Source organism: Amycolatopsis tucumanensis (assembly GCF_021654135.1).
Lineage (GTDB): Bacteria > Actinomycetota > Actinomycetes > Mycobacteriales > Pseudonocardiaceae > Amycolatopsis_E > Amycolatopsis_E tucumanensis.
On record NZ_JAKGSD010000036.1, the window covers coordinates 1 to 20,930 of the forward strand.

Genomic DNA, 20,930 nt, shown 5'->3' on the forward strand with positions numbered 1-20,930 from the left:
CACTGTTGCGGACCTCGAGCCGCAGCAGCTTCCGACCTTCAGGCACAACAGTCACCTCCGGGACGTGGCGGTTCTCCTGCCGCGCCGGAGCCGGGTCGCGGCGCGGCAGGAGAACCGGGCTGGTCAGCTGTTGAGCGAGCGCCCCAGAGCGGCCAGGACCGATTCGTGCATCGCTTCGGAGAGCGTCGGGTGGGCGAACACGACTTCGGCGAGGTCCTCCGTGGTCGCCTCGAGGGACTGGGCGATCCCGAACCCCTGGATCTGCTCGGTCACCTCCGGGCCCACCATGTGCGCGCCGAGCAGTTCACCGGTGTCGGCGTCGAACACGGTCTTGACGAACCCGTCGCCCTCGCCGATCGCCAGCGCCTTGCCCGAGGCGGTGTAGTCGAACCTGCCGACCCGCAGGCGCCGCCCGGTGGCGCGCGCCTGCTCCTCGGTCAGGCCCAGGTGCGCGACCTGCGGCCGCGCGTAGGTGCAGGCCGGCACGCGCCGCCGGTCGAGTGGCCGGACGTGCTCGACGCCGGCCAGCTTCTCGACGCACAGCACGCCTTCGTGACTGGCCTTGTGGGCCAGGCACGGCGCGCCCGCGACGTCACCGATCGCGTAGACGCCGAACGCGGTGGTCCGGCACCACTCGTCGGTGCGGACGAACCCGCGCTCGACCTCGACCCCGGCCTCCTCGAGCCCGAGGTCCTCGACGTTGCCCTGGATGCCCGCGGCGACCAGGACCCGTTCGGTGGTGATCTTCTCCGCCGACCCGTCGGACAGGGTCAGGGTCGTGGTGACCGCGTCGATCCCGGCGTCCACACCGGACACCGACGCTCCCTGGTGGACAGTGATGCCGCGGTCCGTGAACCGCTTGCGGACGTGCTCGGCGACCGTGGCGTCCTCGGCCGGCATGATGCGCGGCATCGCCTCGACGAGCGTCACCGCGGTCCCCAGGTCGCGGTAGAGGCTGGCGAACTCCACGCCGATCGCACCGGATCCGACGACCAGCAGCGACTCCGGCAGTGACGGCGGCGTCAGCGCCTGGAAGTAGGTCCAGACGCGCTCGCCGTCGGGCGCCACGCCGGGGATCGAGCGCGGCCGGGCTCCGGTCGCGAGGATCGTGTGGTCCGCCCGGTAGCGGGTGCGCGCACCGTCCGCGGCGACGTCGATCTCGCCCCGGCCCGCCAGGCGGGCCGTTCCCGTGATCACCTCCACACCGTTCTTCTTCAGCAGGTAGCCGATCCCGTTCGACAAGCGTTCCGACACCGAGCGGCTGAACTTCACCAGCCCGGCCATGTCGAAGGTGACCCCGGCGGCGCGGAACCCGAGCGGCTCGAGGTTGGCCAGGGTGTGCGCGACGTCCGCCCCGTGCAACATCGCCTTGGTCGGGATACACCCCCAGTTCAGGCAGATCCCGCCGAGCCGGTCGCGCTCGACTACCGCGGTGCGCAGCCCGAGCTGGGCCGCGCGGATCGCGGCGACGTAACCGCCCGGGCCACTGCCGACGACGAGGACGTCGTACTTCTCGCTCATGGCAGTCCTCCTAGACGAGCATCAGGGCGGGCGACTCGACGAGACGCTTGAGCTCCCGCAGGAACTCCGCGCCCAGCGCGCCGTCGATCACGCGGTGGTCGCAGGACAACGTCGCGGTCAGCAGCGTGCGCACGACCACCTCCCCGCCTGCGACGACCGGGCACGGCCGTCCGGCGCCGACGGCGAGGATCGCGCCCTGCGGCGGGTTGATGATCGCGTCGAACTCCGTCACCCCGTACATGCCCAGGTTGGAGATCGTGAAGGTGCCGCCCTGGAACTCCTCGGGCCGCAGCCTGCCGGTCTTGGCCTTGGTGACCAGGCTGTGCACCTCGGCCGAGATCTCGGCGAGCGATTTGCCCTCCGCCGCCCGGACGATCGGGGTGACCAGGCCGCCGGGGAGCGCGACGGCGACCGAGATGTCGGCCGCGGAGTGCCGGAGCACCGCCTGCGCGCTCTCGTCGAACTGCACGTTGACGTCGGGCACCCGCCGCAGCGCCGCCGCGCAGGCCTTGATCAGGAAGTCGTTGACCGACAGCTTCACCTTCGGCACGGTCGCGTTGATCCGCTTGCGCAACGCCAGCAGCTCGTCGATCTCCAGGTCGACGCTCACCCGGAAGTGCGGCGCGGTCTGCTTCGAGGCCTGCAGGCGCCGCCCGATCTCCTTGCGCATCGGCGACAACGGCACGGTTTCGACCTGCGCGCCGCTCTCGGCGGGAGCCGCGGGAACCTCGGGCGCGGCTGTCAGGCCGAACCTGCGCTCGGCCTCCCGCACATCCGCCTCGCACACCCGGCCGCGGGAGCCGGTGGCGCGGCAGTCGTACAGGTTGATGCCCAGCCGCGCGGCCAGACGGCGGGCCACCGGGGTGGCGGGCACCGCGCTGTCGTCCTGGCTGGAGCGTCCCGGCACGGTGGGGCGGGGCGGTGCGGGTGCGGGCGCGACCCGTCCACCGGCCGCGCCGACCGCGGCGTGGACGTCGGCGACCGAGATCCGGCCATCGCGGCCGCTGCCCGGCACCTTCGCCAGGTCGATCCCCAGCTCCCGGCCGAGGCGGCGGGCGTGGGGGGTGGCGAAGACGTCCTCGCCGGTCCGTCCCCGCAACTCCGGCGGCACGACCGTGTCCCCCGCCGGGCCCGGTTCCGGGGCGGCGGGACGCGCCGGCACCGGATCGGCGAGGCTCGCACCGTCACCGTTGGCCGCGACCGGCGCGGTGTCCCCCTGCGCGCCGGTCCCGTGCCGGGCGAGGAAACGCTCGATCTCGTCGTCACTCACGCTCTCCGGAGCCGACACCGCGATCGGCGCGCCGACCGGCAGAGTCTGGCCGGGCCGCGCGAGGACGCGCCGGAGCACGCCGTCGAACGGCGCCTCCATCTCGTTGGTGATCTTGCTCGTCTCGACCTCGCACAGCAGGTCGCCCTTGCGGAAGCCGGCCCCCTCCGCCAGCCGCCACGCGGTCACGGTGCCTTCCTCCATGGACAGGCCCCACTTCGGAATCTCGATCAGCTTGATGTCGCTCATGATCAGACCGCCAGCGTCTTGCGAACAGCGGCTTCGATCCGCGCCGCGCTCGGCAGCCACGCCTGCTCCAGCGCCGGCGAGAACGGCACCGGCGTGTGCGGCGGGGTGACCAGCTCGATGGGCGCGCGCAGCGACCCGAACGCCTTGGTCGAGATCAACGCTGCGAGGTCGTGCCCGAAACCGCAGCGGGCGGCGGATTCGTCGACGATCACGACCCGTCCGGTGGAGGCCACCGATTCCAGCACGCCTTCCTCGTCCAGCGGGGACACCGTGCGCGGGTCGACCACCTCGACGGAGATGCCTTCGGCGGCGAGCTTGTCGGCGGCTTCGTTGGCCCGGTTCACCATGGCCGACAAGGCGATCACGGTGACGTCGTCACCTTCGCGGGTGTAGTTGGCGACGCCGAACGGGAGGGTGTAGGCCTCGTCGGGCACCTCGGCCTTCTGGTCGTAGAGCGTCTTGTGCTCGCAGAACACGACCGGGTCGTCGTCCCGGATCGCCTGGATCAGCAACCCCTTGGCGTCGTAGGCGTTGGACGGCGCGACCACCTTCAGGCCCGGTACCGCGGCGAACACGTTGTACGGGGACTGCGAGTGCTGGGCGGCGGCGGAGAAGCCGGCGCCGATCATGCCGCGCACCACCATCGGGGTGCGGGCCTTGCCGCCGAACATGTACCGGAACTTCGCGGCCTGGTTGTAGAGCGCGTCGTAACAGACCCCGAAGAAGTCCATGAACATCAGCTCGGCGACCGGGCGCAGCCCGGTGAGCGCGGCCCCTGCCGCCATCCCGATAATGGCCGACTCGGTGATCGGGGTGTCGATCACCCGGTCGGACCCGAACTCGGTCCACAGGCCCTTGGTGACGCCCAGCACGCCGCCGAACGCCTCGATCTTCTTGGTCTCCAGGTCGGGGTTGGTGCCGGCCTGGCCGCCGCGGAGGTCCTCGCCGATCTGCACCACCGTGGCGTCGCGCGCCATCTCCTGGGCGAGAGCGTCCTTGATCGCCTCGCGGTACGTCTTCTTCGACGTGGCCATGGGATTTCCCTTTCTCAGTACGAGACGTAGACGTCGGTCAGCAGGTTCTCCGCCGGCGGGTACGCGGCCGCGCGGGCCTTCGCCACCGCCGCGTCGACGCGGGCGCGCGACTCCTCGTCGATCGCGTCGAACTCGGCCGCCTTCACCTTCCTGGCGTCCACCCGGCTGCGGAAGATCCGCAGCGGGTCCTGGGTGGCGCGCAGCTCCGCGACCTGCTCGGGCGTCCGGTACAGCTGCGCGTCCCCCTCGAAGTGGCCGAACCACCGGTGCGCCTGCGCCTCGATGGTCGTCGGGCCGCCACCGGTGCGCGCCCGTTCGACGGCCTCCCGCGCCGCGTCGTGCACGGCGAAGAAGTCCGTGCCGTCCACGGTGACCGCGGGCATGCCGAAGGACGCCGCGCGCGCCGCGATGTCGGGAGCGCCCACCGCGTAGTCGGTGCCGGTGGCCTCGCCGTAGCCGTTGTTCTCGATGACGAAGACGATCGGGAGCTTCAGGACGACGGCCATGTTCATGGCCTCGAACACCGTGCCCTGGTTGGACCCGCCGTCGCCGGTGAACGAGGCGGCCACCCCGCCGTTGCCGAGCGTCTTGGCGCTGAGCGCGGCTCCGATCGCGAGCGAGGGCGCGCCGCCGACGATCGCGTTGGCCCCCAGCATGCCGACGGAGAGGTCGGCGATGTGCATCGATCCGCCCTTGCCGTGGCACAGTCCGGCGTCCTTGCCGAAGATCTCCGCCATCATGCCGTCGATGTCGCAGCCCTTCGCGATGCAGTGACCGTGCCCGCGGTGGGTCGATCCGATGTAGTCGGTCGGGGCGAGGTTCTCGCAGACGCCGACCGCGATGGCCTCCTGACCGGAGTAGAGGTGGATGAACCCCGGGATGTCGCCGGTGGCGTTCTCCTCGTGGAGGCGGTCTTCGAACGCGCGGATCTCGGACATCCTCCGATAGGCACGCAACAGTGCCTGCCTGTTCAGGGACATGGCGCTCCTCAGCTGGTCGGGTCGGTGTGAACGCCGACCGTAGGAGCGCCCGCGGCCGCGGGACCAGCGTTGCAGGGGGTTGCGGTGCGGGAACGGGACGTGCAACCCCCTGCAACCCTTGCCGCCCGGGCCGCCGGCGCGGTTCCCTGCTCGGAGCTGGGATCACCGACGCGACCGGCAGGGAGCCATGCGCCACCACCCGTTCACCGCCGACCCGCGGCAGTACGCGCGGAACGTGGCCCGGGCACAGGACCTCGTCCTGGCCGGGGGCCGGCCGGGCACCGCGCCCCGCCCGGTCATCTCGCAGTCCTGGCTTCGCGTCAGCCGCCAGGGTGTCGATCCGGACCGGGCCGCCGTGGATCCCGTGTCCCCCGGCGACCTGGAGGAGCGCCGCGCCGGCTGCGGCCTGACCAGGAAGGCGGTGCGGACGCTGCGGGACGGGCTGGTGCCGCTCGCCGGGGACACCGGGCACATCGTGGTGATCGTGGACGCCGACGGGCTGGTCCTGTGGCGCGAAGGGCATCCGGGCGTGGCCCGGCGGGCCGACCGGCTGGGTTTCGTGGACGGCGCCTGCTGGGCGGAGAACACCGTCGGTACCAACGCCATCGGCACCGCGCTCGTCGAGCGGCGCCCGATCCAGGTGCACTCGACCGAGCACTACGCGCGCAACCACCACGAATGGTCCTGCGCGGCCGCGCCGATCCGCGACCCCCGGGACGGCACGCTGCTCGGCGCGGTCGACATCAGCGGACCGGTCTCGACCGCGCACCCCGCGATCCTCGCGCTCGTCACCGCGCTCGCGGGCCTGGCCGAAGCGAGCCTGCGGGAAGACCACCGCTGCGCCCTCGACCGGCTCCGCGCCACGGCCGCGCCGCTGCTGCCAAAGGTCGCCGGACCGGCTTTGGTGCTGGACCGGTCCGGCTGGGTCGCCGCCGCCAAAGGGCTGCCGCCGGTCGACCGCGTCCCGCTCCCCCGCACCCTGAACACCGACCGGATCTGGCTGCCCGCGCTGGGACACTGCACTGTCGAGCTCCTGCCCGACGGCGTCCTCGTCCGGCCGGTGGACGACGAACGCCCGGCCGTCGCACGGGTCGTGCTCGACCCGGGCTCCGGCGGTCGTCCCAGCCTCGTCGTGGAGGGTGAGACGGGCAGCTGGACGCACCGCCTGTCCCCGCGCCACTGGGACATCCTGCTCGAACTCGCACGCCACCAGGCCGGGCTCACCGCCACCGAACTCGCGGCCCGCCTGTTCGGCGACCCCTCCCGCACCGTCACCGTCCGCGCCGAGCTGTCCCGGCTGCGCAAGCGACTCCCCGACCTGCTCGACCACCGCCCGTACCGGTTCCGGGACGCCGTGGACGTCGTCATCCGCGACTAGCGCGGCTCAGCCGGCCAGCACCTGCGGCGACAGCTGCTTCAGCATCAGGTCGGTCCACTTCAGCCGGCGCGGCGTGGGGCGGATGGCGGGCGGCTCACCGGATGTGAGCCGCCCGCCTTGCTGATCGCTCCGGTCAGGCGTTGCTGCGGCGCCGCTTGAGGGCGTAGCCGCCACCGCCGAGTGCGAGTACACCACCGGCGACGGCCAGCGACACCATCGGCACCACATCGGTCGTGACCTCGTTGGAGGTGTCGTTGGTCGGGTCGGTGTCGATCTCGTTGGACGTGACGACCGCGGTGTTGTAGAGCGTCTTCACGCTGCCGTCGGCGATGCCGGAAACCTCGATCACCGCACTGTCACCCGCGGCGAGTTCACCGCCGGTGCAGGTGAGGTCCAGGCCACTGACGGTGCAGCCCGGGGTGGTCGTGGTGATGCCGGTCAGGCCGGCGGGCAGCCGGTCGCTGACGGTGTATCCGGTCGAGTTCCCGGGGCCGTGGTTGGTGACGATCAACCGGTAGGTGACGAGGTCGCCGGGCGCGGCGGTCGCCGGGCCCTCCTTGGCGAGGCTCAGGTCCGTCTTCTGCCCGGTGTTGGTCAGGGTGCAGGAGATGTCGTCACCCGGCTGCGGGGAGACCTGCACGCTGGTGCCGGTGCCCGACGGGAGCGGAGTCGCGCTGCCCGCGGTGGCGTTGGTGCAGGCCCAGGACTGGTCGTAGTTGCCGACCGGGCCGGTCTCGCCGAGCGTGTAGCCCTGGCCGGCCGCGCGCGGCAGGACGGTCAGCGCGCCGGTGGTGGCGGTGTTCGACAACCCGGTGCCGGCCGTGCCCACGGTCGTGCCCTCCGGCGAGGTCACCGAGATGTCGAACGAGTCGTTCGCCTGGCGCCGGTCGGTGACCTGCTTGTTCAGCGTCAGCTTCGAGGTCTGCACCGCGAACGCGACGGCCTCGATGCCCGCGTTCGACCGCAGGGTCTGGGAGAAGGTGGTCGCGCCGACCGAGTTGACCACGAGCGTGCCCCAGGTCGTGTTGGCTCCCCCGGTGCCCGTGCAGGTCACGGTGTTGGTGCCGAAACCGGTGGCGGTGCTTGCCTGGCAGCCCTGCGTTCCGGGAACCGAGGCGACCTGGTTGATCGGCTGGTTCGAATTCCAGGTGATGCTTTCGGCCCCGGTGTTCTCGGCGTCGGCGCCCACCAGCGCGTAACCACTCACGCGCGCGCCGCCCGAGTCCGTGACCACGATGTCGCGCAGGGTCAGCGTGTTGGCGCCGCTGACCCTGGTGTACAGCGCGGGCTTGCCCGGGATGTTCTTGTAGACCCTGTTGCCCATAGCCGACGCCGTGCCGTTGGTTGGCACGGCGAAGGCGGCCACCGGCACCGCCGGGCCGCCCGCGGGCCGGTTCACGATGTTGAACGTCATCGTGTAGCCGCCGGGCAGGGTGACTTTCATGTTCTGGCCCGCGGCGGAGCTGGCCTGGGTGTCGTTGTAGGCGCTCATGTCGAGCCAGCACAGGGTGGAAGCACTGGGCCCGCCGGTGCCGTAGCCACAGCCGACCGGCGCATCCGCGGCCGAAGCCGGGGACGCGCCACCAACCATGGTCAGTGCCGCCAGCCCAGCGGCCGACAGCGCACCGCCGACACGGGCGACGGCACGCCTCAGCGTGTTTGATTCCTGCGACATCCGTTTCTCCATCAGTCGATGTCACCGGTCGGTGACCAATGGAGACGGAATCCCACGGCGAGATCTGACGCGGGTAGTCAGCCCGGGGGACCCCCGCGCCGGGGCAATAGCCGGCTAGCTCTGGCGGCTCAACCGGCCAGCACCTGCGGGGACAGCTGCTTGAGCATCGCGTTGGTCCACTTCAGCTGGCGCAGCGTGTGCGGGTGGCAGCGGCTCGCCACGGCCTGCAGGTCGTCGTCCTTGATGGCCTGCGCTCCCTGCGCCAGCAGTTCCCAGTCCAGCGACACCCCGGCGCATGCGCGGTGCAACCGGCGCAGGTCGGCCAGCAACAGCACCCCCGGCTCGGGCCGCGTGCTCAGCATCTCGCTCACCGCGGTGCGCACCGGCGCCAGCGGGCCCGACCGCTCGGCGACCTCGGCGCCCAGGTCCAGGCCGTAGGGGCGGCCGGCGTCGGCCAGCGCCCGGACGTGGTCGCGGGACCAGCGGGCCAGATCGCGGGCCACGTGGTGGATCTCGGGCTCGGCGTGGTGCCGGTCGGACACCTTGAGCAGGTCACGCACCAGCGCCTTCTCGGCGCGGTGCAGTTCCCGCAGGGCGAGGGCGATCTTCATCGGGCCCCCTCCGCGCGCCGGATCGCGGCCGCCGCGGTCTTGAACAGCGGCTGCTTGGACACCGGGTCCCAGTCGGTGATCGTGAGCTCGTTGGCCGCCCGGTGCCGTCCGGACTGGTCGCCGGTGTCCCAGTACCCGTAGTGGAACGGCAGGAACAGCACCCCGTCGCGGACGCCGCGGATCCGCACCCGGGCGCGGACGGCGCCGCGTGGTGTGGTGATCTCGGCGAGGTCCCCTTCGGACAGATCGTGCGCCTTCGCGTCCTGTTCGGACATCTCGAGCCACACCTCGGGAGCCGCGTCCCGCAGTTGCGGCACCCGGCCGGTCTTGGTGCGGGTGTGGAACTGGTAGATCGTCCGCCCGGTGATCAACGCGAACGGGTGCTCCGCGGACGGCATCTCGTGCGGCGGCACGTACTCCGCCGCCTTGAGCATGGCCTTGCCGTCCGGGTTGAACGCGCGGTACTCGTTCTGGTCGGCGGGCGCGCCGGTGACCAGGTCGCGCCCGTAGTCCTCGCAGTAGCCGGGCTGGGCGAAGAACTTCCCGTCGGCGTAGAGCCGTTCGGTGCCGTCGGGGTGTTCGGCGTCGCACGGCCACTGGATCGCGCGCTGACGCAGCTTGCCGTAGCTGAGCCCGCTGTAGTCGCACGGCCGTCCGGCGCTGGCCCGCTTCCACGCCTCGAACGCCGTCTCCGCGTCGTGCCAGGACGGGAACGGCTGCCCGTCGCGGTCGCGGAAGTCCATGCGCCGGGCGTAGTCGAGGAAGATGTCCAGGTCCGGCCGCGCCTGCCCGGGCGGGTCGACGGCCTTCTCCGACAGGTGCACGGTGCGGTCGGCGTTGGTGAACACGCCCGTCTTCTCGCCCCACATCGCCGCGGGCAGCACCACGTCGGCCAGCTCGGCGGTCTCGGTCAGGAAGACGTCCTGGACCACGAGGAACAACCGGTCCTGGGACAGGATGGACCGGATGCGCGCGAGGTCGGGCAGCGACACCGCGGGGTTGGTGGCCGACACCCACAGCAGGCGCAGGCTGCCGTTCTCGGCGTAGCGGAAGATCTGCATCGCGTGCGTCGGCGGGGCGTAGTGCGGGATCTGCTTCACCTCGAGGTTCCACAGGTCCGCCAGTTCGGCGACGTGCGCGTCGTTGGCCCAGTTGCGGAACCCGGTGAGGTCGCCGTCGGCGCCGCATTCGCGGGTGTTCTCGGCCGTGGGCTGCCCGTTCATCTGCAGGACCCCGCACCCGGGGCGGCCGAGCATGCCGCGGACCAGGTTGATGTTGTTCACCTGCACGGCCGCGGCGGTGGCCTGGTGGGACTGGTAGAAGCCCTGCAGCACGGTGGACAGCAGCCGCTGTGCGCCGCCCAGCAGAGCCGCGGCCTCCCGGATGCGCGCGGCCGGGACTCGGCAGATCTCGGCCGCGCGTTCGGGCGGGTAGTCCGCGACGAGCGCGGCGAGCTGGTCGAAGCCCACGGAGCACCGGTCCAGGTAGTCGTGGTCGACCCAGTCGCGGGCGATGATCTCGTGCAGCAACGCGTTCATCAGGGCCAGGTTCGTGCCCGGCAGGGGCGCCAGGTGCACGGTGGCCGCCCGCGCGACCGGGGTGTCCCGCGGGTCGACGCACAACAGCGACGGCGGGTTCGGGCCGGCGAGCCGGTCGAGCATCCGGCTCCACAGCACGCTCTGCGTCTCGGCGACGTTGTGGCCGTAGAGGGCGATGACGTCGGCGTGGTCGACGTCGGTGTAGGAGCCGGGCTGACCGTCGCAGCCGAAGGTCTCCTTGAGCGCGGCGGCCGCGGTCGCGGTGCACAGGCGGGTGTTGCCGTCGAGGTGGTTGGTGCCGATGGCGCCGTGCGCGATCGCGGCGAGCGTGTAGTACTCCTCGCAGAAGAGCTGGCCGCTGGTGTAGAAGCCGATCGAGCTGGGGCCGCGCTCGTCCAGCAGGGCGCGGCTGCGGTCGGCGACCAGGCCCATCGCCTCGTCCCAGCTCGCCTCGACGAGCCGCCCGTCCCGGCGGACCAGCGGGGTGGTGAGCCGGTCCGGCGAGGCGTTGGCCTGCCAGCCGTAGAGGTCCTTCGGGTCGACGCGGCCGCGGTTGACCCGGTCTTCGGCGCGGCCGCGGACGCCGACGAGGCGGCCGTCCTTGACGGCCAGTTCGAGGCCGTCGCCGTTGGAGTGCAGGACCGCCGCCGTCGGGACCCACCGGTCGACGTCGTCCTCGGTCAGGCCGTCGGCGAGCTGGGAATCGACCCGCACGGGCCAGGACTGTCCCGGTCCGTAGGGCGTGCGGGCGCCCCACGGATCGGCGATCGCGTCTCGTCGCACCCGGCCCGGGTACCCGCTCCCCCGGCGGGAAAACCACCTTGGTTGCGCAGCGCAATCACCGGGCGGTGTCGGCGCCGGGGTGGAGGGCGGCCTCGGCGGCGTCGGCGAACGCGCCGAACACGCGCGCCAACTGCTCCCGCGCCCGGGGTTCCATCCGGTCGAGCACGTCGGCCAGGACGGACCTGCGGTCGTGGTCGACGCGGTCGACCAACCGGCGTCCACGTGCCGTCGGCGCGAGCAGGATCTCCCGCTTGTTCAACGGGTTCGCGGCGCGTTGCAGCAGCTTGGCCGCCTCCAGGCGGTCACAGGCGCGGGTCACCGAGGACGGGTTCAGGCCCAGCTCGACGGCCACCCGCCGCATCGTGACCGGGGTGCGCTCGGCGACCACGCGCAGTGCCCGGAACTGCGTCAGGGTCAGCCCCGCGGTCCCCCGCTCGACCGTCGCGTCAGCGATGCCGACCATCGACCGCAGCACGGCGAGGGCGGCGTCCGTCTCCGTCGTCACCGCGTTCGTTTGCGTCACGCAATCACCGTACGGGACGTTTCCCCGGCGGGCGGTGCAACTCGTTGCAACCCTGGCCGCGCCGTCGCCGCCACGTCACCCTCGACCACACGGTTCGGCGACGAGGAGGTCCCATGAAAGCCGCACGGTTCCACGGTCCCGGCGACATCCGGATCGACGAGGTGCCCGACCCGCGGGTGGGGCCAGGACAGGTGGAGGTCTCGGTCGACTGGTGCGGCATCTGCGGCACCGACCTGCACGAATACCTGGAGGGCCCGATCTTCATCCCGCCGGCCGGCTCACCGCACCCGCTCACCGGGGTCGGGCTGCCCGTGGTGATGGGCCACGAGTTCGCGGGCGTGGTGTCCGCGGTCGGGCCGGGCGTCACCGGCATCGCCGAAGGCGACCGCGTGGCCGTCGAGCCCTACCACGTGTGCGGCAAGTGCGCCGCCTGCCAGGCCGGGCGCTACAACATCTGCCGGAACCTCGGCTTCATCGGCCTGTCCGGCAACGAAGGGGGCTTCGCCGAACGGTGCGTGGTCGACCAGCGCTGGATCCACCAGCTCGGCGACCTGCCCACCGACATCGGCGCCCTGGTCGAACCACTGGCGGTGGGCTACCACGCGGTGCGGCTGTCCGGGATCCCCGAGGGCGGCACCGCGGCCGTGTACGGCGCGGGCCCGATCGGTCTCGTCACCGCCGCCGCGCTCAAGGCCCGCGGCGCCGGCCGGGTGATCGTGGTGGAACCGGCCGCCGCCCGCAAGGCGAAGGCCGGACCCGCGGGCGCGGACGTCGTCATCGACCCCACGACCGACGACGCGACCGAGGCGATCCGGGACCTGACCGACGGTGCGGGGGCCGACGTGGCGTTCGAATGCGCCGGCATCGACGCGGTCCTGGCGTCGGCGATCTCGTCGGTGCGCCCCGGCGGGACCGTGGTCAACGTCGCGATCTGGGGCCACGTGCCGCGGGTGGCGGTCAACGACCTGGTGATGAGCGAGATCAACCTGGTCGGCTCGCTGGCCTACTGCGGCGACCACGCAGGCACCATCGCGCTGCTGCGCGAGGGCAAGGTCGACGCGTCGCAGTTCATCACCGGCCGGATCACGCTCGACGACCTGGTCGACGGCGGGTTCCGGGAGCTGATCGACAACAAGGAGGACAACGTCAAGATCCTCGTCTCACCCCGGGAGCAGCTCGCCTGATGTAGCGGGCGGAAACCGCTTCGCACGCGGGCCGGTGCGGGCGTAGCTTGGAGCTTCGTCGCGGACCGTCCGGACCAGCATGCGGGAGCCGTCATGGATCCCTCCACCACCGCGCGTGCGGAGAAGCTCGATCGCGAGGTCGTCGTCACCGGGCTCGTGGTCGTGTGCGGGCTCATCATGGTCGTGTTCGACACCACGATCGTCAACGTCGCGCTGGGGACCGTGAGCCGCCAGCTCGGCGCGAGCCTGTCCACGGCCCAGTGGATCGTGACCGGGTACCTGCTGGCGGTGGGGCTGGTCATCCCGCTCACCGGGTGGGCCGTGGACCGGTTCGGGACCAAACCGGTGTGGATCTTGTCGGTGGTGTTGTTCGCCGCGGGTTCGGCCCTGTGCGCGAGCGCCTGGTCGATCGAGAGCCTGATCGCGTTCCGCGTCGTGCAGGGTCTCGGTGGCGGTATGCTCCTGCCGGGCGGGCAGACGATCATCACGCGGGCCGCCGGGCCGGCGCGGCTGGGGCGGGCGATGGCGATCCTCGGGGTGCCGATGCTGCTCGGGCCGGTCTTCGGCCCGGTGCTCGGCGGCCTGCTGGTCGAGTACACCAGCTGGCACTGGATCTTCCTCGTCAATGTGCCGGTGGCCGCGTGCGCGGTCGCGCTGGCCGTGTGGAAGCTGCCCGGGGGCGGCGAGGCGGAGCACCCCGGCCGGATCGACGTGCGCGGTCTCGTCCTGCTGTCCGGGAGCCTCGTCGTGCTGCTCTACGGCCTGTCGCGGGCCAGCTCCCAGGGCGGTTTCGGGCACTGGAGCGTGCTCGCCTGGCTCATCGCCGGTGGCGCCGGACTCGCGCTGTACACGTGGCACAGCCTTGCCCGGGGGCCCGCCTCGCTGATCGACGTGCGGCTGTTCACCGACCGGTACTTCACCGCCGGCACGGTGACGATCTTCCTCGTGGCCGTCGCGCTGTTCGGCGGCCTGCTCCTGCTGCCGCTGTACTACCAGACCGTGCGGGGTGAAGGCGCCCTGGCCGCGGGCCTGCTGCTCGCCCCGCAGGGACTCGGCGCGATGGTGGCGATGCCGCTCGCCGGCAGGCTGACCGACCGGGTCGGGGCGGGCTTCGTCGTGCCGGTGGGCATCGTGCTCGCGCTGCTCGGGACCGCGCCGCTGGGCATGCTCGGGACCGGCACCTCGTACGGGTGGCTGAGCGCGGTGCTGTTCGTGCGCGGCCTGGGGCTGGGTTCGGTGATGATGCCGACGTTCGCCGCCGCGTACGCGCAGCTCGACCCGCGCGCCGTGTCCCGTGCCGCGCCGACGCTGTCGGCGATCCAGCAGATCGGGGCGTCGCTGGGCAGCGCGCTGCTCGTGACCGCGCTGACCCAGCACCTCACCAGCGAACTCACCGCGCGCGGCATCCCAGCGGTCGGCGCCGGGGCGAACCAGATCACCTCGATGCCGCCCGCCGTGAGGGCGACGGTGGCCCCGATCCTGGCCGAGTCGTTCGGTTTCGCGTTCTGGGTGGCGTTCGGCATGACCGCGGCGCTGATCGTCCCCGCGCTCCTGCTGCCCCGCCACCCCCGCCGAAGCGTGAGCGCAAGCCCGATGGCGCCCGGCGCCTGAACCGCCCCCGTTCGCCGCTGCCCACCATCGGCTTGGCCCGGCGTGGTCCGTGACCGCCGCTCCCCCGCACCCAGGCGGCCAGCCATTCCGGACTCGGCACCCCAGGCCTACTCGCTCCCCCACGCCAGACAGGACTCACCCCCCGGCACAACGGCATCCGCCACCTGCGAAACCCGTTGGCAACAAAAGCCTGGTTCCGAAACGAGCCGGTGTTCCGGATGCAACGCCCCCGACATCGCGGGCCGGTGAACTACTCCCATCGCCGCAGATGGGGAGGAAACCCGTGCCGGAGATTGTCTTTCGCGTTCGTTGGCCCGACGCCTCCGTTCAGCAATGCTACTCGCCCTCCACGGTCGTGGAGGAGTTCTTCGTCCCCGGGGACAGCTACCCGGTCGCCGAGTTCGTCGACCGCAGCCGCACCGCGCTGAACCAGGCCTCGGAGCGCGTGCGCCGCATCTACGGGTTCGGCTGCGCGCAGGCCGCGGCCCAGCTGGCCGACATCGAGGCCCGCGCGAAGTCGTTCGAGGACGGCCGGGTCGTGGTCGAGGGGTTCGAGCGATGAACGGCCACCACACGGTCGTCGTGGTCGGCGGCGGCCAGGCCGGGCTGTCAATGAGCCACTGCCTGTCCGCCCGCGGCATCGACCACGTCGTGCTGGAGCGCGACACCGCGGGCCACGAGTGGGCCGACCGCCGCTGGGACTCGTTCTGCCTGGTCACCCCGAACTGGCAGTGCCGCCTGCCCGGGTTCCCCTACCCCGGCGACGATCCCGACGGGTTCATGGTGCGCGACGAGATCGTCGCCTACCTGCGCGCCTACCGGGACGCCTTCGACTTCCCGCTCATCGAAGGGATCGAGGCGACCCGGCTGCGCCGCACCGGACGCGGGTTCCAGGTGTCCACAGTGTCCACATCGGAGGGTGAGCTCACCGCCGACCACGTCGTGCTCGCCACCGGCCCCTACCAGGTGCCGCTGCTCCCGCGGATGGCCGAACGGCTGCCCTCGGACGTGGTGCAGGTGCACTCCGCGGACTACCGCAACCCCGAACAACTACCGCCGGGTGAGGTGCTCGTCGTCGGCACCGGCCAGTCCGGCTGCCAGATCGCCGAAGACCTGCACCTGGCCGGCCGCCGCGTGCACCTGGCCGTGGGCAGCGCGCCGCGCGTGGCCCGCCGCTACCGGGGCCGCGACGTCGTGGCCTGGCTGGACGACATGGGCTACTACCGGCGCGGCATCGACGAGTTCGCCGACGCCGACGCCGTCCGCTTCCGCGCCAACCACTACGTCACCGGCCGCGACGGCGGACGCGACATCGACCTGCGCGCCTTCGCCCGCGACGGCATGCGACTCTACGGCCGGCTCACCGGAATCAACGGCGGGCGGCTGACCTTCGCCCAGGACCTGAGCCACAACCTCGACGCCGCCGACGCCGTCTCCGAAGGCATCAAGGACTCCATCGACACCTGGATCACCGCCCACGCCATCGACGCGCCCCACGAGGACCGGTACGTCCCGGTGTGGCAGCCGGACACCGAACCGTCCGAACTGGACCTCCACACCAGCGGAATCACCTCCGTCGTGTGGAGCACCGGATTCGGCCGCGACCACCGCTGGATCGAGGTGCCGGTGTTCGACGGCCGCGGCTACCCCACCCACGAGCGCGGCGTCACCAGCTGCCCCGGCCTGTACTTCATCGGCCTGCCGTGGCAGCACACGTGGGGTTCCGGCCGGTTCTGCGGCGTCGCCGACGACGCGGAGTACCTGGCCGCGCACATCGCCTCCACCAGCCGCCGCACCGACGGGCTGCACTGGATCGCGGGCACCCCGGAGAGCACCTACCCGGCCGACGAGTACTGGACCGCGCCCCGGACGGTGGCCTGATGCCCGTCAACGACGCGCACCGCCACCTCGGCGTGCTGCCCGCCTACCCGTTCTACGGTGGACCCGCCGTGCACCCGGACCTGCGCGCCCGCGCCACCATCGACGAGCTGATCGCCGACCTCGACGCCGAAGGCACCGAGCGCGCGCTGGTCATCCCCAACTACGGGGTGCCCGACCCGGAAATCGCCTTTTCCTTCAACGAACTCTGCGTCGAAGCGGCCCAGCGGGACGACCGGATCCGCGCCGGGCTGTGGGTGTCCCCGCTGGACCGCGACGCCGACCGCACGGCGAAGGCCCTGAGCCTGGCCGCCGAGCCGGGTGTCCGGGCGCTGAAGCTGAGCTTCCTGCTCGGCGGCCGCCCCACCGACCCGGCCTGCCGCCCCGGCCTGGACCGGATCTTCGCCGCCGCTCGCGAGCACGACCTGGTCGTCCACGTGCACACCTCCCCCGGCGCGGCGTCCGACATCGACGAGGTCGGCACGCTGGTCGAGCACTACGGCGACGACGTCAAGGTGCACCTGGTGCACTTCGGCGGCGGCATGAGCGGCCACATCAAGCTCGTGGGTAGCCGGTTCTTCGACTGGATCGCGGCGGGCAAACAGGTCTACACCGACCTGTCCTGGGCGATCGGCTTCGCGCCGCGCTGGCTGGCCGCCGAGGTCGACCGCCGCGGCATCGGCGGCGACCGGATCCTCTTCGCCAGCGACGAGCCGTGGGGCGACCAAGCCGGCGAGTACGCCCGGCTGGCCGCCGCGGCCGGTGACGGCGAACTCGCGGACCTGGTCTTCCGCGGCACCTTCGACAAGCTCTACGGGTGATCCGCACCCGTGGCAACCCAGCAACAACAAGGAGATTCATCGTGTCCGAGCTGACCGAGACCGAGCAGCAGAGCCTCAACGAGATCCCGCACCCGTCGCTGCCGGAGGGCTCCAGCATCTACGGCGGCACCAAGGTGTTCCCGGACTACCAGGCCGAGCCCGGCCAGTCGTACTTCACGCTCGTGCACGGCATCGCGCACGAGTCGTCGGTGAGTTTCGTGGCGATCCTGCAGGCCACCCGCGCGCTGCGCAAGGGCTTCGAATCCGCCATCTACTTCTACGGGCCCGGCTCCATGAACGCCATGGCCACCCGCGGATTCCCGACCACCGGCAACTCCGCCTTCCCCGGCGAGCACAACATCAACGACCAGCTCAAGACGTTCATCAAGGAGGGCGGCAAGGTCTACTGCTGCCGCTTCGGCCTGTCCCTGCACGGGCTGCGGGAGGAGGACCTGATCGAGGGCGTCATCCCGACGCACCCGCTGGACGTGCAGGACGCGCTCATCCACTACGCGCGCAAGGGGGCGATCATTAACTCGACCTACATGTGGTGACCCCGGGCTGACGGAAGAGGAGGCAGTGCGCGTGAAGACCGACAACCTGGACGCCCGGACCGACCTCGCGGTGCACGGGGTGCGCTGGGACGCGCCCGTGCGGCGCAGCAAGGGCGCCGGCCCGAGCGACGACGGGCACCTCGTCGTCGACGGTGCGAACGCGGCGCTGCCGCTGAACCCGGACAGCCCCTACACCCTGCGCGACGGCCGTGTCTACAAGGGACGGATCGACCTCGGGCTCACCGTGGAACCGGTGTCCCGCCCGAAGTTCTACGACCTGACCACCGCGGACGGCGTGCCGTACCGCAAGATCGCGCTGCTGCACGGGCGGGACGTGCTCGCCACGACCGTCGTGCAGACGTGCATCCGCTACGCCGAGGACCAGCGGTGCCGGTTCTGCACCATCGAGGAATCGCTCAAGGCCGGGGACACCGTCGCGGCGAAGACACCGGCGCAGCTGGCCGAGGTCGCCGAGGCCGCGGTCCGGCTCGACGGGGTGCGGCAGATGGTGATGACCACCGGCACCACGGCGGGCCCGGACCGCGGCGCCCGGCACCTCGTCCGCTGCGTCAAGGCGGTGCTTGACGCGGTGCCGGGCCTGCCGGTGCAGGTGCAGATCGAACCGCCCGGCGAGCTGTCGGTGATCGCCGACCTGCGCGCGGCGGGCGCGACCTCGATCGGCATCCACGTGGAGTCGCTGGACGACGAGGTCCGGCGACGGTGGATGCCGGGCAAGGGCTCGGTGCCGCTGGCCGAGTACGAGGCCGCGTGGGACGAGGCGGTGCGGGTGTTCGGCCGCAACAAGGTCTCCACGTACCTGCTGATCGGCCTCGGCGAGGACCCGGACGAACTGGTCGACGGCGCGGCGCGGCTGATCGAGCGGGGCGTGTACCCGTTCGTGGTGCCGATGCGGCCGATGGCCGGCACCCTCGCGCGGCGAGACGGCGTGCCCGGCCCGCCCGCGTCGCTGGTGCGTGACGTGAGCGAGCGGGTCGCGAAGTTGTTGCGGGAGGCGGACATGCGCGGCGCGGACCAGGAAGCCGGGTGCGCGGCCTGCGGGGCGTGTGGCGTGCTGAGCGCGGCGGGTGCCTGACGTGATGCCCGACGTGCTGGCCCTGCTGGGCGACTCGGCGACACTGGCCCGCCGTCCCGCCTTCCACGTCGAACCGGCCGACGCGGCCGCGGTGCGCGCCTACCGCGCCCTGCGCACCGAGGTGTTCGTGCACGAGCAAGGGTTGTTCGAGGGGCACGACCTCGACGACCGTGACGACGACCCGCGCACCGTCGTCCTCGTCGCCCGCGACCGGGAGGGCACGGTCATCGGCGGTGTCCGGCTCGGCCCGGCCACCGCCGAGGACATCGGCTGGTGGCTCGGCGGGCGGCTCGTGGTGCACCCCGCGTGCCGGGGCCGGGTCGGCCCGGCACTGGTGCGAGCCGCGTGCGCCCACGCCGAGAACGCCGGGGTGCTGCGGTTCGAAGCCACCGTGCAGGCCCGCAACGAGAGTCTGTTCACCCGGCTGGGCTGGGATCGGGTGCGCCCGGTGACGGTCGCCGGGACGCCGCACGTGCTGATGCGGTACCCGATCGGCCGCATCGCCGCGCTGGCCCGGGCGACCAAGAGCGACCTCGGGCCGCTGCTGTCCGGGCTGACCGGCGTGCCCGGTTTCGTCGGCGACGACGGGGTTCCGGTGCCGGGCAGCGACGTGGTGGCGGCGTGCGACGCGATCCTGCCGTCCATGGTGGAGCGCGACCCGGACTGGGCCGGCTGGTGCTCGGTGCTGGTCAACGTCAACGACCTCGCCGCGATGGGCGCCGAACCGGCCGGGCTGCTGGACGCGCTCGGCGCGCGGGACGCGTCGTTCGCCAGCCGCGTGCTCGGCGGGCTGCGCCGGGCGAGCCAGGCCTACGGTGTGCCCGTGCTCGGCGGGCACACGCAACTCGGGGTGCCCGCCTCGCTCGCCGTGACCGCCTTGGGGCGGACGGACTTCCCGGTGCCCGGCGGTGGTGGACGGCCCGGCCAGCAGGTGCGGCTCACCGCCGACCTCGGCGGACGGTGGCGGCCCGGATACGCCGGACGCCAGTGGGATTCCACGACCGCCCGCCGCACACCGGAACTGCGCGCCATGCTGAGCGCCGTCGCCCGGGCACGGCCCGCGGCGGCCAAGGACGTGTCGATGGCGGGCATCGCCGGAACGCTCGGCATGCTCGCCGAGGCCAGCGGCTGCGGCGCTGTCCTCGACGTGGCCGCCGTGCCGCGGCCCCGCGGCACCAGCGCCGGCGACTGGCTCACCTGCTTCCCCGGCTTCGCGATGCTCACCACCGGGCCGGCAGAGCTGGACGCCGGACCGGCGGTGAGCGCCGGGTGCGGTGAGCTGGTGGCCGGGCCCGGTGTCGCGCTGCGCTGGCCGGACGGAGAACAGACCCAGGCCATCGCGGCCGGGGTGACCGGATTGGGGACCTCATGAGCACCCTGCGGATGGCCGCGGTCGCGGCGCCCTTCGACCGCGACCTGGAGGGCGATTTCGACCGCATCGCCGCCCTGATCGCCACCGCCCGCGCGGACGGCGTCGGCCTGCTCGCCCTGCCCGAGGCCTGCCTCGGCGGCTACCTGGCCAACCTCGACGGCGGAGCCGACGGGCCACCACCCCTGGACGTCGACGGCCCGGAGATCAAGCGGCTGGCCGCGCTCGCCGGGGACATGGTGGTGACCGCGGGCTACTGCGAACACGCCGAAGGACGGCTCTACAACAGCGTCGTCTGCGTCACCGGTGACGGCGTGCTGGGCAACCACCGCAAAGTGCACCAACCGCTGTCGGAGGACGCCACCTACCGCGCCGGCGACGGGTTCGCGGCGTTCGACACGCCGGTCGGGCGGCTGGGCATGCTCATCTGTTACGACAAGGCGTTCCCCGAATCCGCGCGCAGCCTCGCCCTGGACGGCGCGGAGATCGGCGTGTGCGTCTCGGCGTGGCCGGGCAGCCGCACCAACCCCGCCGCGGACCTCGCACAGGACCGGTGGAAACGCCGCTTCGACCTGTTCGACCAGGCGCGAGCGCTGGAGAACCAGATCGTGTGGCTGTCGGCCAACCAGTCCGGCGTGTTCGGCGACCTGCGGTTCGTCGCCAGCGCCAAGGTCGTCGACCCGGGCGGCGAGATCCTGGCCGGCACCGGAGTCGCCGAAGGCGTCGCCGTCGCCGAACTCGACGTGCGGCAGGCGCTGGAGACCGCGCGCCGGTCGATGGGCCACCTGCGGGACCGGCGGCCGGCGGCCTACCCGGCGCTGGCCGGCGGCGAGGAGGAACTCGCCGCGGCGCGATACTGAC

18 protein-coding genes are annotated in these 20,930 nt (G+C 72.3%); 10 read left to right on the top strand and 8 right to left on the bottom strand.

Annotated elements, in window-relative coordinates; all coding sequences use genetic code 11:
* Nucleotides 1-123 precede the first annotated feature (123 nt).
* Genes lpdA through L2C96_RS29185 form a run of 4 tightly spaced genes read right to left on the bottom strand, consistent with a single transcriptional unit; the run spans nucleotide 124 to nucleotide 5,051 of the window.
* Nucleotides 124-1,521 carry a dihydrolipoyl dehydrogenase gene (lpdA, locus tag L2C96_RS29170; RefSeq protein WP_237338454.1) on the bottom strand — a complete coding sequence of 466 codons (1,398 nt, stop codon included), beginning with the start codon at nucleotides 1,519-1,521 and terminating at the stop codon, nucleotides 124-126.
* Nucleotides 1,522-1,531: 10 nt separating this feature from the next.
* Complete coding sequence (locus L2C96_RS29175; protein WP_237338455.1) at nucleotides 1,532-3,037, bottom strand: dihydrolipoamide acetyltransferase family protein; 1,506 nt, start codon at nucleotides 3,035-3,037, stop codon at nucleotides 1,532-1,534.
* Nucleotides 3,038-3,039: 2 nt separating this feature from the next.
* A complete protein-coding gene (locus L2C96_RS29180; protein ID WP_237338456.1) occupies nucleotides 3,040-4,071 on the bottom strand; it encodes an alpha-ketoacid dehydrogenase subunit beta in 1,032 nt (343 codons plus the stop codon).
* 14 nt (nucleotides 4,072-4,085) lie between these two features.
* Nucleotides 4,086-5,051 carry a thiamine pyrophosphate-dependent dehydrogenase E1 component subunit alpha gene (locus L2C96_RS29185; RefSeq protein ID WP_027929442.1) on the bottom strand — a complete coding sequence of 322 codons (966 nt, stop codon included), beginning with the start codon at nucleotides 5,049-5,051 and terminating at the stop codon, nucleotides 4,086-4,088.
* 187 nt (nucleotides 5,052-5,238) lie between these two features.
* On the opposite strand from L2C96_RS29185, the gene L2C96_RS29190 reads away from it, so the two are divergent.
* Entirely contained in the window at nucleotides 5,239-6,429 is a 1,191-nt protein-coding gene (locus tag L2C96_RS29190) for a helix-turn-helix domain-containing protein (protein WP_237338457.1), read from the top strand.
* Between the two features lie 133 nt (nucleotides 6,430-6,562).
* Here L2C96_RS29190 and L2C96_RS29195 read toward each other — a convergent pair whose 3' ends face one another.
* The 4 genes from L2C96_RS29195 to L2C96_RS29210 form a co-directional block, all read right to left on the bottom strand.
* Nucleotides 6,563-8,104, bottom strand: coding sequence for a DUF11 domain-containing protein (locus L2C96_RS29195; protein ID WP_237338458.1), 1,542 nt, complete (start codon nucleotides 8,102-8,104; stop codon nucleotides 6,563-6,565).
* 128 nt (nucleotides 8,105-8,232) lie between these two features.
* Complete coding sequence (locus tag L2C96_RS29200; RefSeq protein ID WP_237338459.1) at nucleotides 8,233-8,715, bottom strand: hypothetical protein; 483 nt, start codon at nucleotides 8,713-8,715, stop codon at nucleotides 8,233-8,235.
* Nucleotides 8,712-11,036: a molybdopterin oxidoreductase family protein gene (locus tag L2C96_RS29205; RefSeq protein WP_237338460.1), complete on the bottom strand. Its 2,325-nt coding sequence runs from the start codon at nucleotides 11,034-11,036 to the stop codon at nucleotides 8,712-8,714. The genes L2C96_RS29200 and L2C96_RS29205 overlap by 4 nt, the downstream gene beginning before the upstream one ends.
* A 55-nt stretch (nucleotides 11,037-11,091) precedes the next feature.
* On the bottom strand, nucleotides 11,092-11,559 hold the full coding sequence (locus L2C96_RS29210; RefSeq protein WP_231960884.1) for a MarR family winged helix-turn-helix transcriptional regulator: 468 nt from the start codon (nucleotides 11,557-11,559) through the stop codon (nucleotides 11,092-11,094).
* A gap of 113 nt (nucleotides 11,560-11,672) precedes the next feature.
* Between L2C96_RS29210 and L2C96_RS29215 the strand changes: the two genes are divergently transcribed.
* The 9 genes from L2C96_RS29215 to L2C96_RS29255 all read left to right on the top strand — a co-directional run bounded on the left by L2C96_RS29215 (nucleotide 11,673) and on the right by L2C96_RS29255 (nucleotide 20,929).
* On the top strand, nucleotides 11,673-12,743 hold the full coding sequence (locus L2C96_RS29215; protein WP_237338461.1) for a 2,3-butanediol dehydrogenase: 1,071 nt from the start codon (nucleotides 11,673-11,675) through the stop codon (nucleotides 12,741-12,743).
* Nucleotides 12,744-12,836: 93 nt separating this feature from the next.
* Nucleotides 12,837-14,354 (top strand): DHA2 family efflux MFS transporter permease subunit, encoded by a 1,518-nt coding sequence (locus L2C96_RS29220; RefSeq protein ID WP_237338462.1) that lies wholly within the window; start codon nucleotides 12,837-12,839, stop codon nucleotides 14,352-14,354.
* 268 nt (nucleotides 14,355-14,622) lie between these two features.
* On the top strand, nucleotides 14,623-14,916 hold the full coding sequence (locus L2C96_RS29225; protein WP_081617552.1) for an MSMEG_0570 family nitrogen starvation response protein: 294 nt from the start codon (nucleotides 14,623-14,625) through the stop codon (nucleotides 14,914-14,916).
* The gene (locus tag L2C96_RS29230) at nucleotides 14,913-16,235 is read left to right on the top strand and encodes an MSMEG_0569 family flavin-dependent oxidoreductase (RefSeq protein ID WP_237338463.1); all 1,323 of its coding nucleotides are present in this window, start codon (nucleotides 14,913-14,915) and stop codon (nucleotides 16,233-16,235) included. Before L2C96_RS29225 ends, L2C96_RS29230 begins: the two co-directional genes overlap by 4 nt.
* Nucleotides 16,235-17,053: an amidohydrolase family protein gene (locus tag L2C96_RS29235; protein ID WP_237338464.1), complete on the top strand. Its 819-nt coding sequence runs from the start codon at nucleotides 16,235-16,237 to the stop codon at nucleotides 17,051-17,053. Before L2C96_RS29230 ends, L2C96_RS29235 begins: the two co-directional genes overlap by 1 nt.
* 41 nt (nucleotides 17,054-17,094) lie before the next feature.
* Nucleotides 17,095-17,607 (top strand): MSMEG_0572/Sll0783 family nitrogen starvation response protein, encoded by a 513-nt coding sequence (locus L2C96_RS29240; RefSeq protein WP_017982569.1) that lies wholly within the window; start codon nucleotides 17,095-17,097, stop codon nucleotides 17,605-17,607.
* A 31-nt stretch (nucleotides 17,608-17,638) separates the two neighbouring features.
* Nucleotides 17,639-18,700: an MSMEG_0568 family radical SAM protein gene (locus tag L2C96_RS29245; RefSeq protein ID WP_237338465.1), complete on the top strand. Its 1,062-nt coding sequence runs from the start codon at nucleotides 17,639-17,641 to the stop codon at nucleotides 18,698-18,700.
* Nucleotides 18,701-18,704: 4 nt separating this feature from the next.
* Nucleotides 18,705-20,072: an MSMEG_0567/sll0787 family protein gene (locus L2C96_RS29250; protein ID WP_237338466.1), complete on the top strand. Its 1,368-nt coding sequence runs from the start codon at nucleotides 18,705-18,707 to the stop codon at nucleotides 20,070-20,072.
* On the top strand, nucleotides 20,069-20,929 hold the full coding sequence (locus L2C96_RS29255; protein WP_237338467.1) for a carbon-nitrogen hydrolase family protein: 861 nt from the start codon (nucleotides 20,069-20,071) through the stop codon (nucleotides 20,927-20,929). The genes L2C96_RS29250 and L2C96_RS29255 overlap by 4 nt, the downstream gene beginning before the upstream one ends.
* Nucleotide 20,930 lies beyond the last annotated feature (1 nt).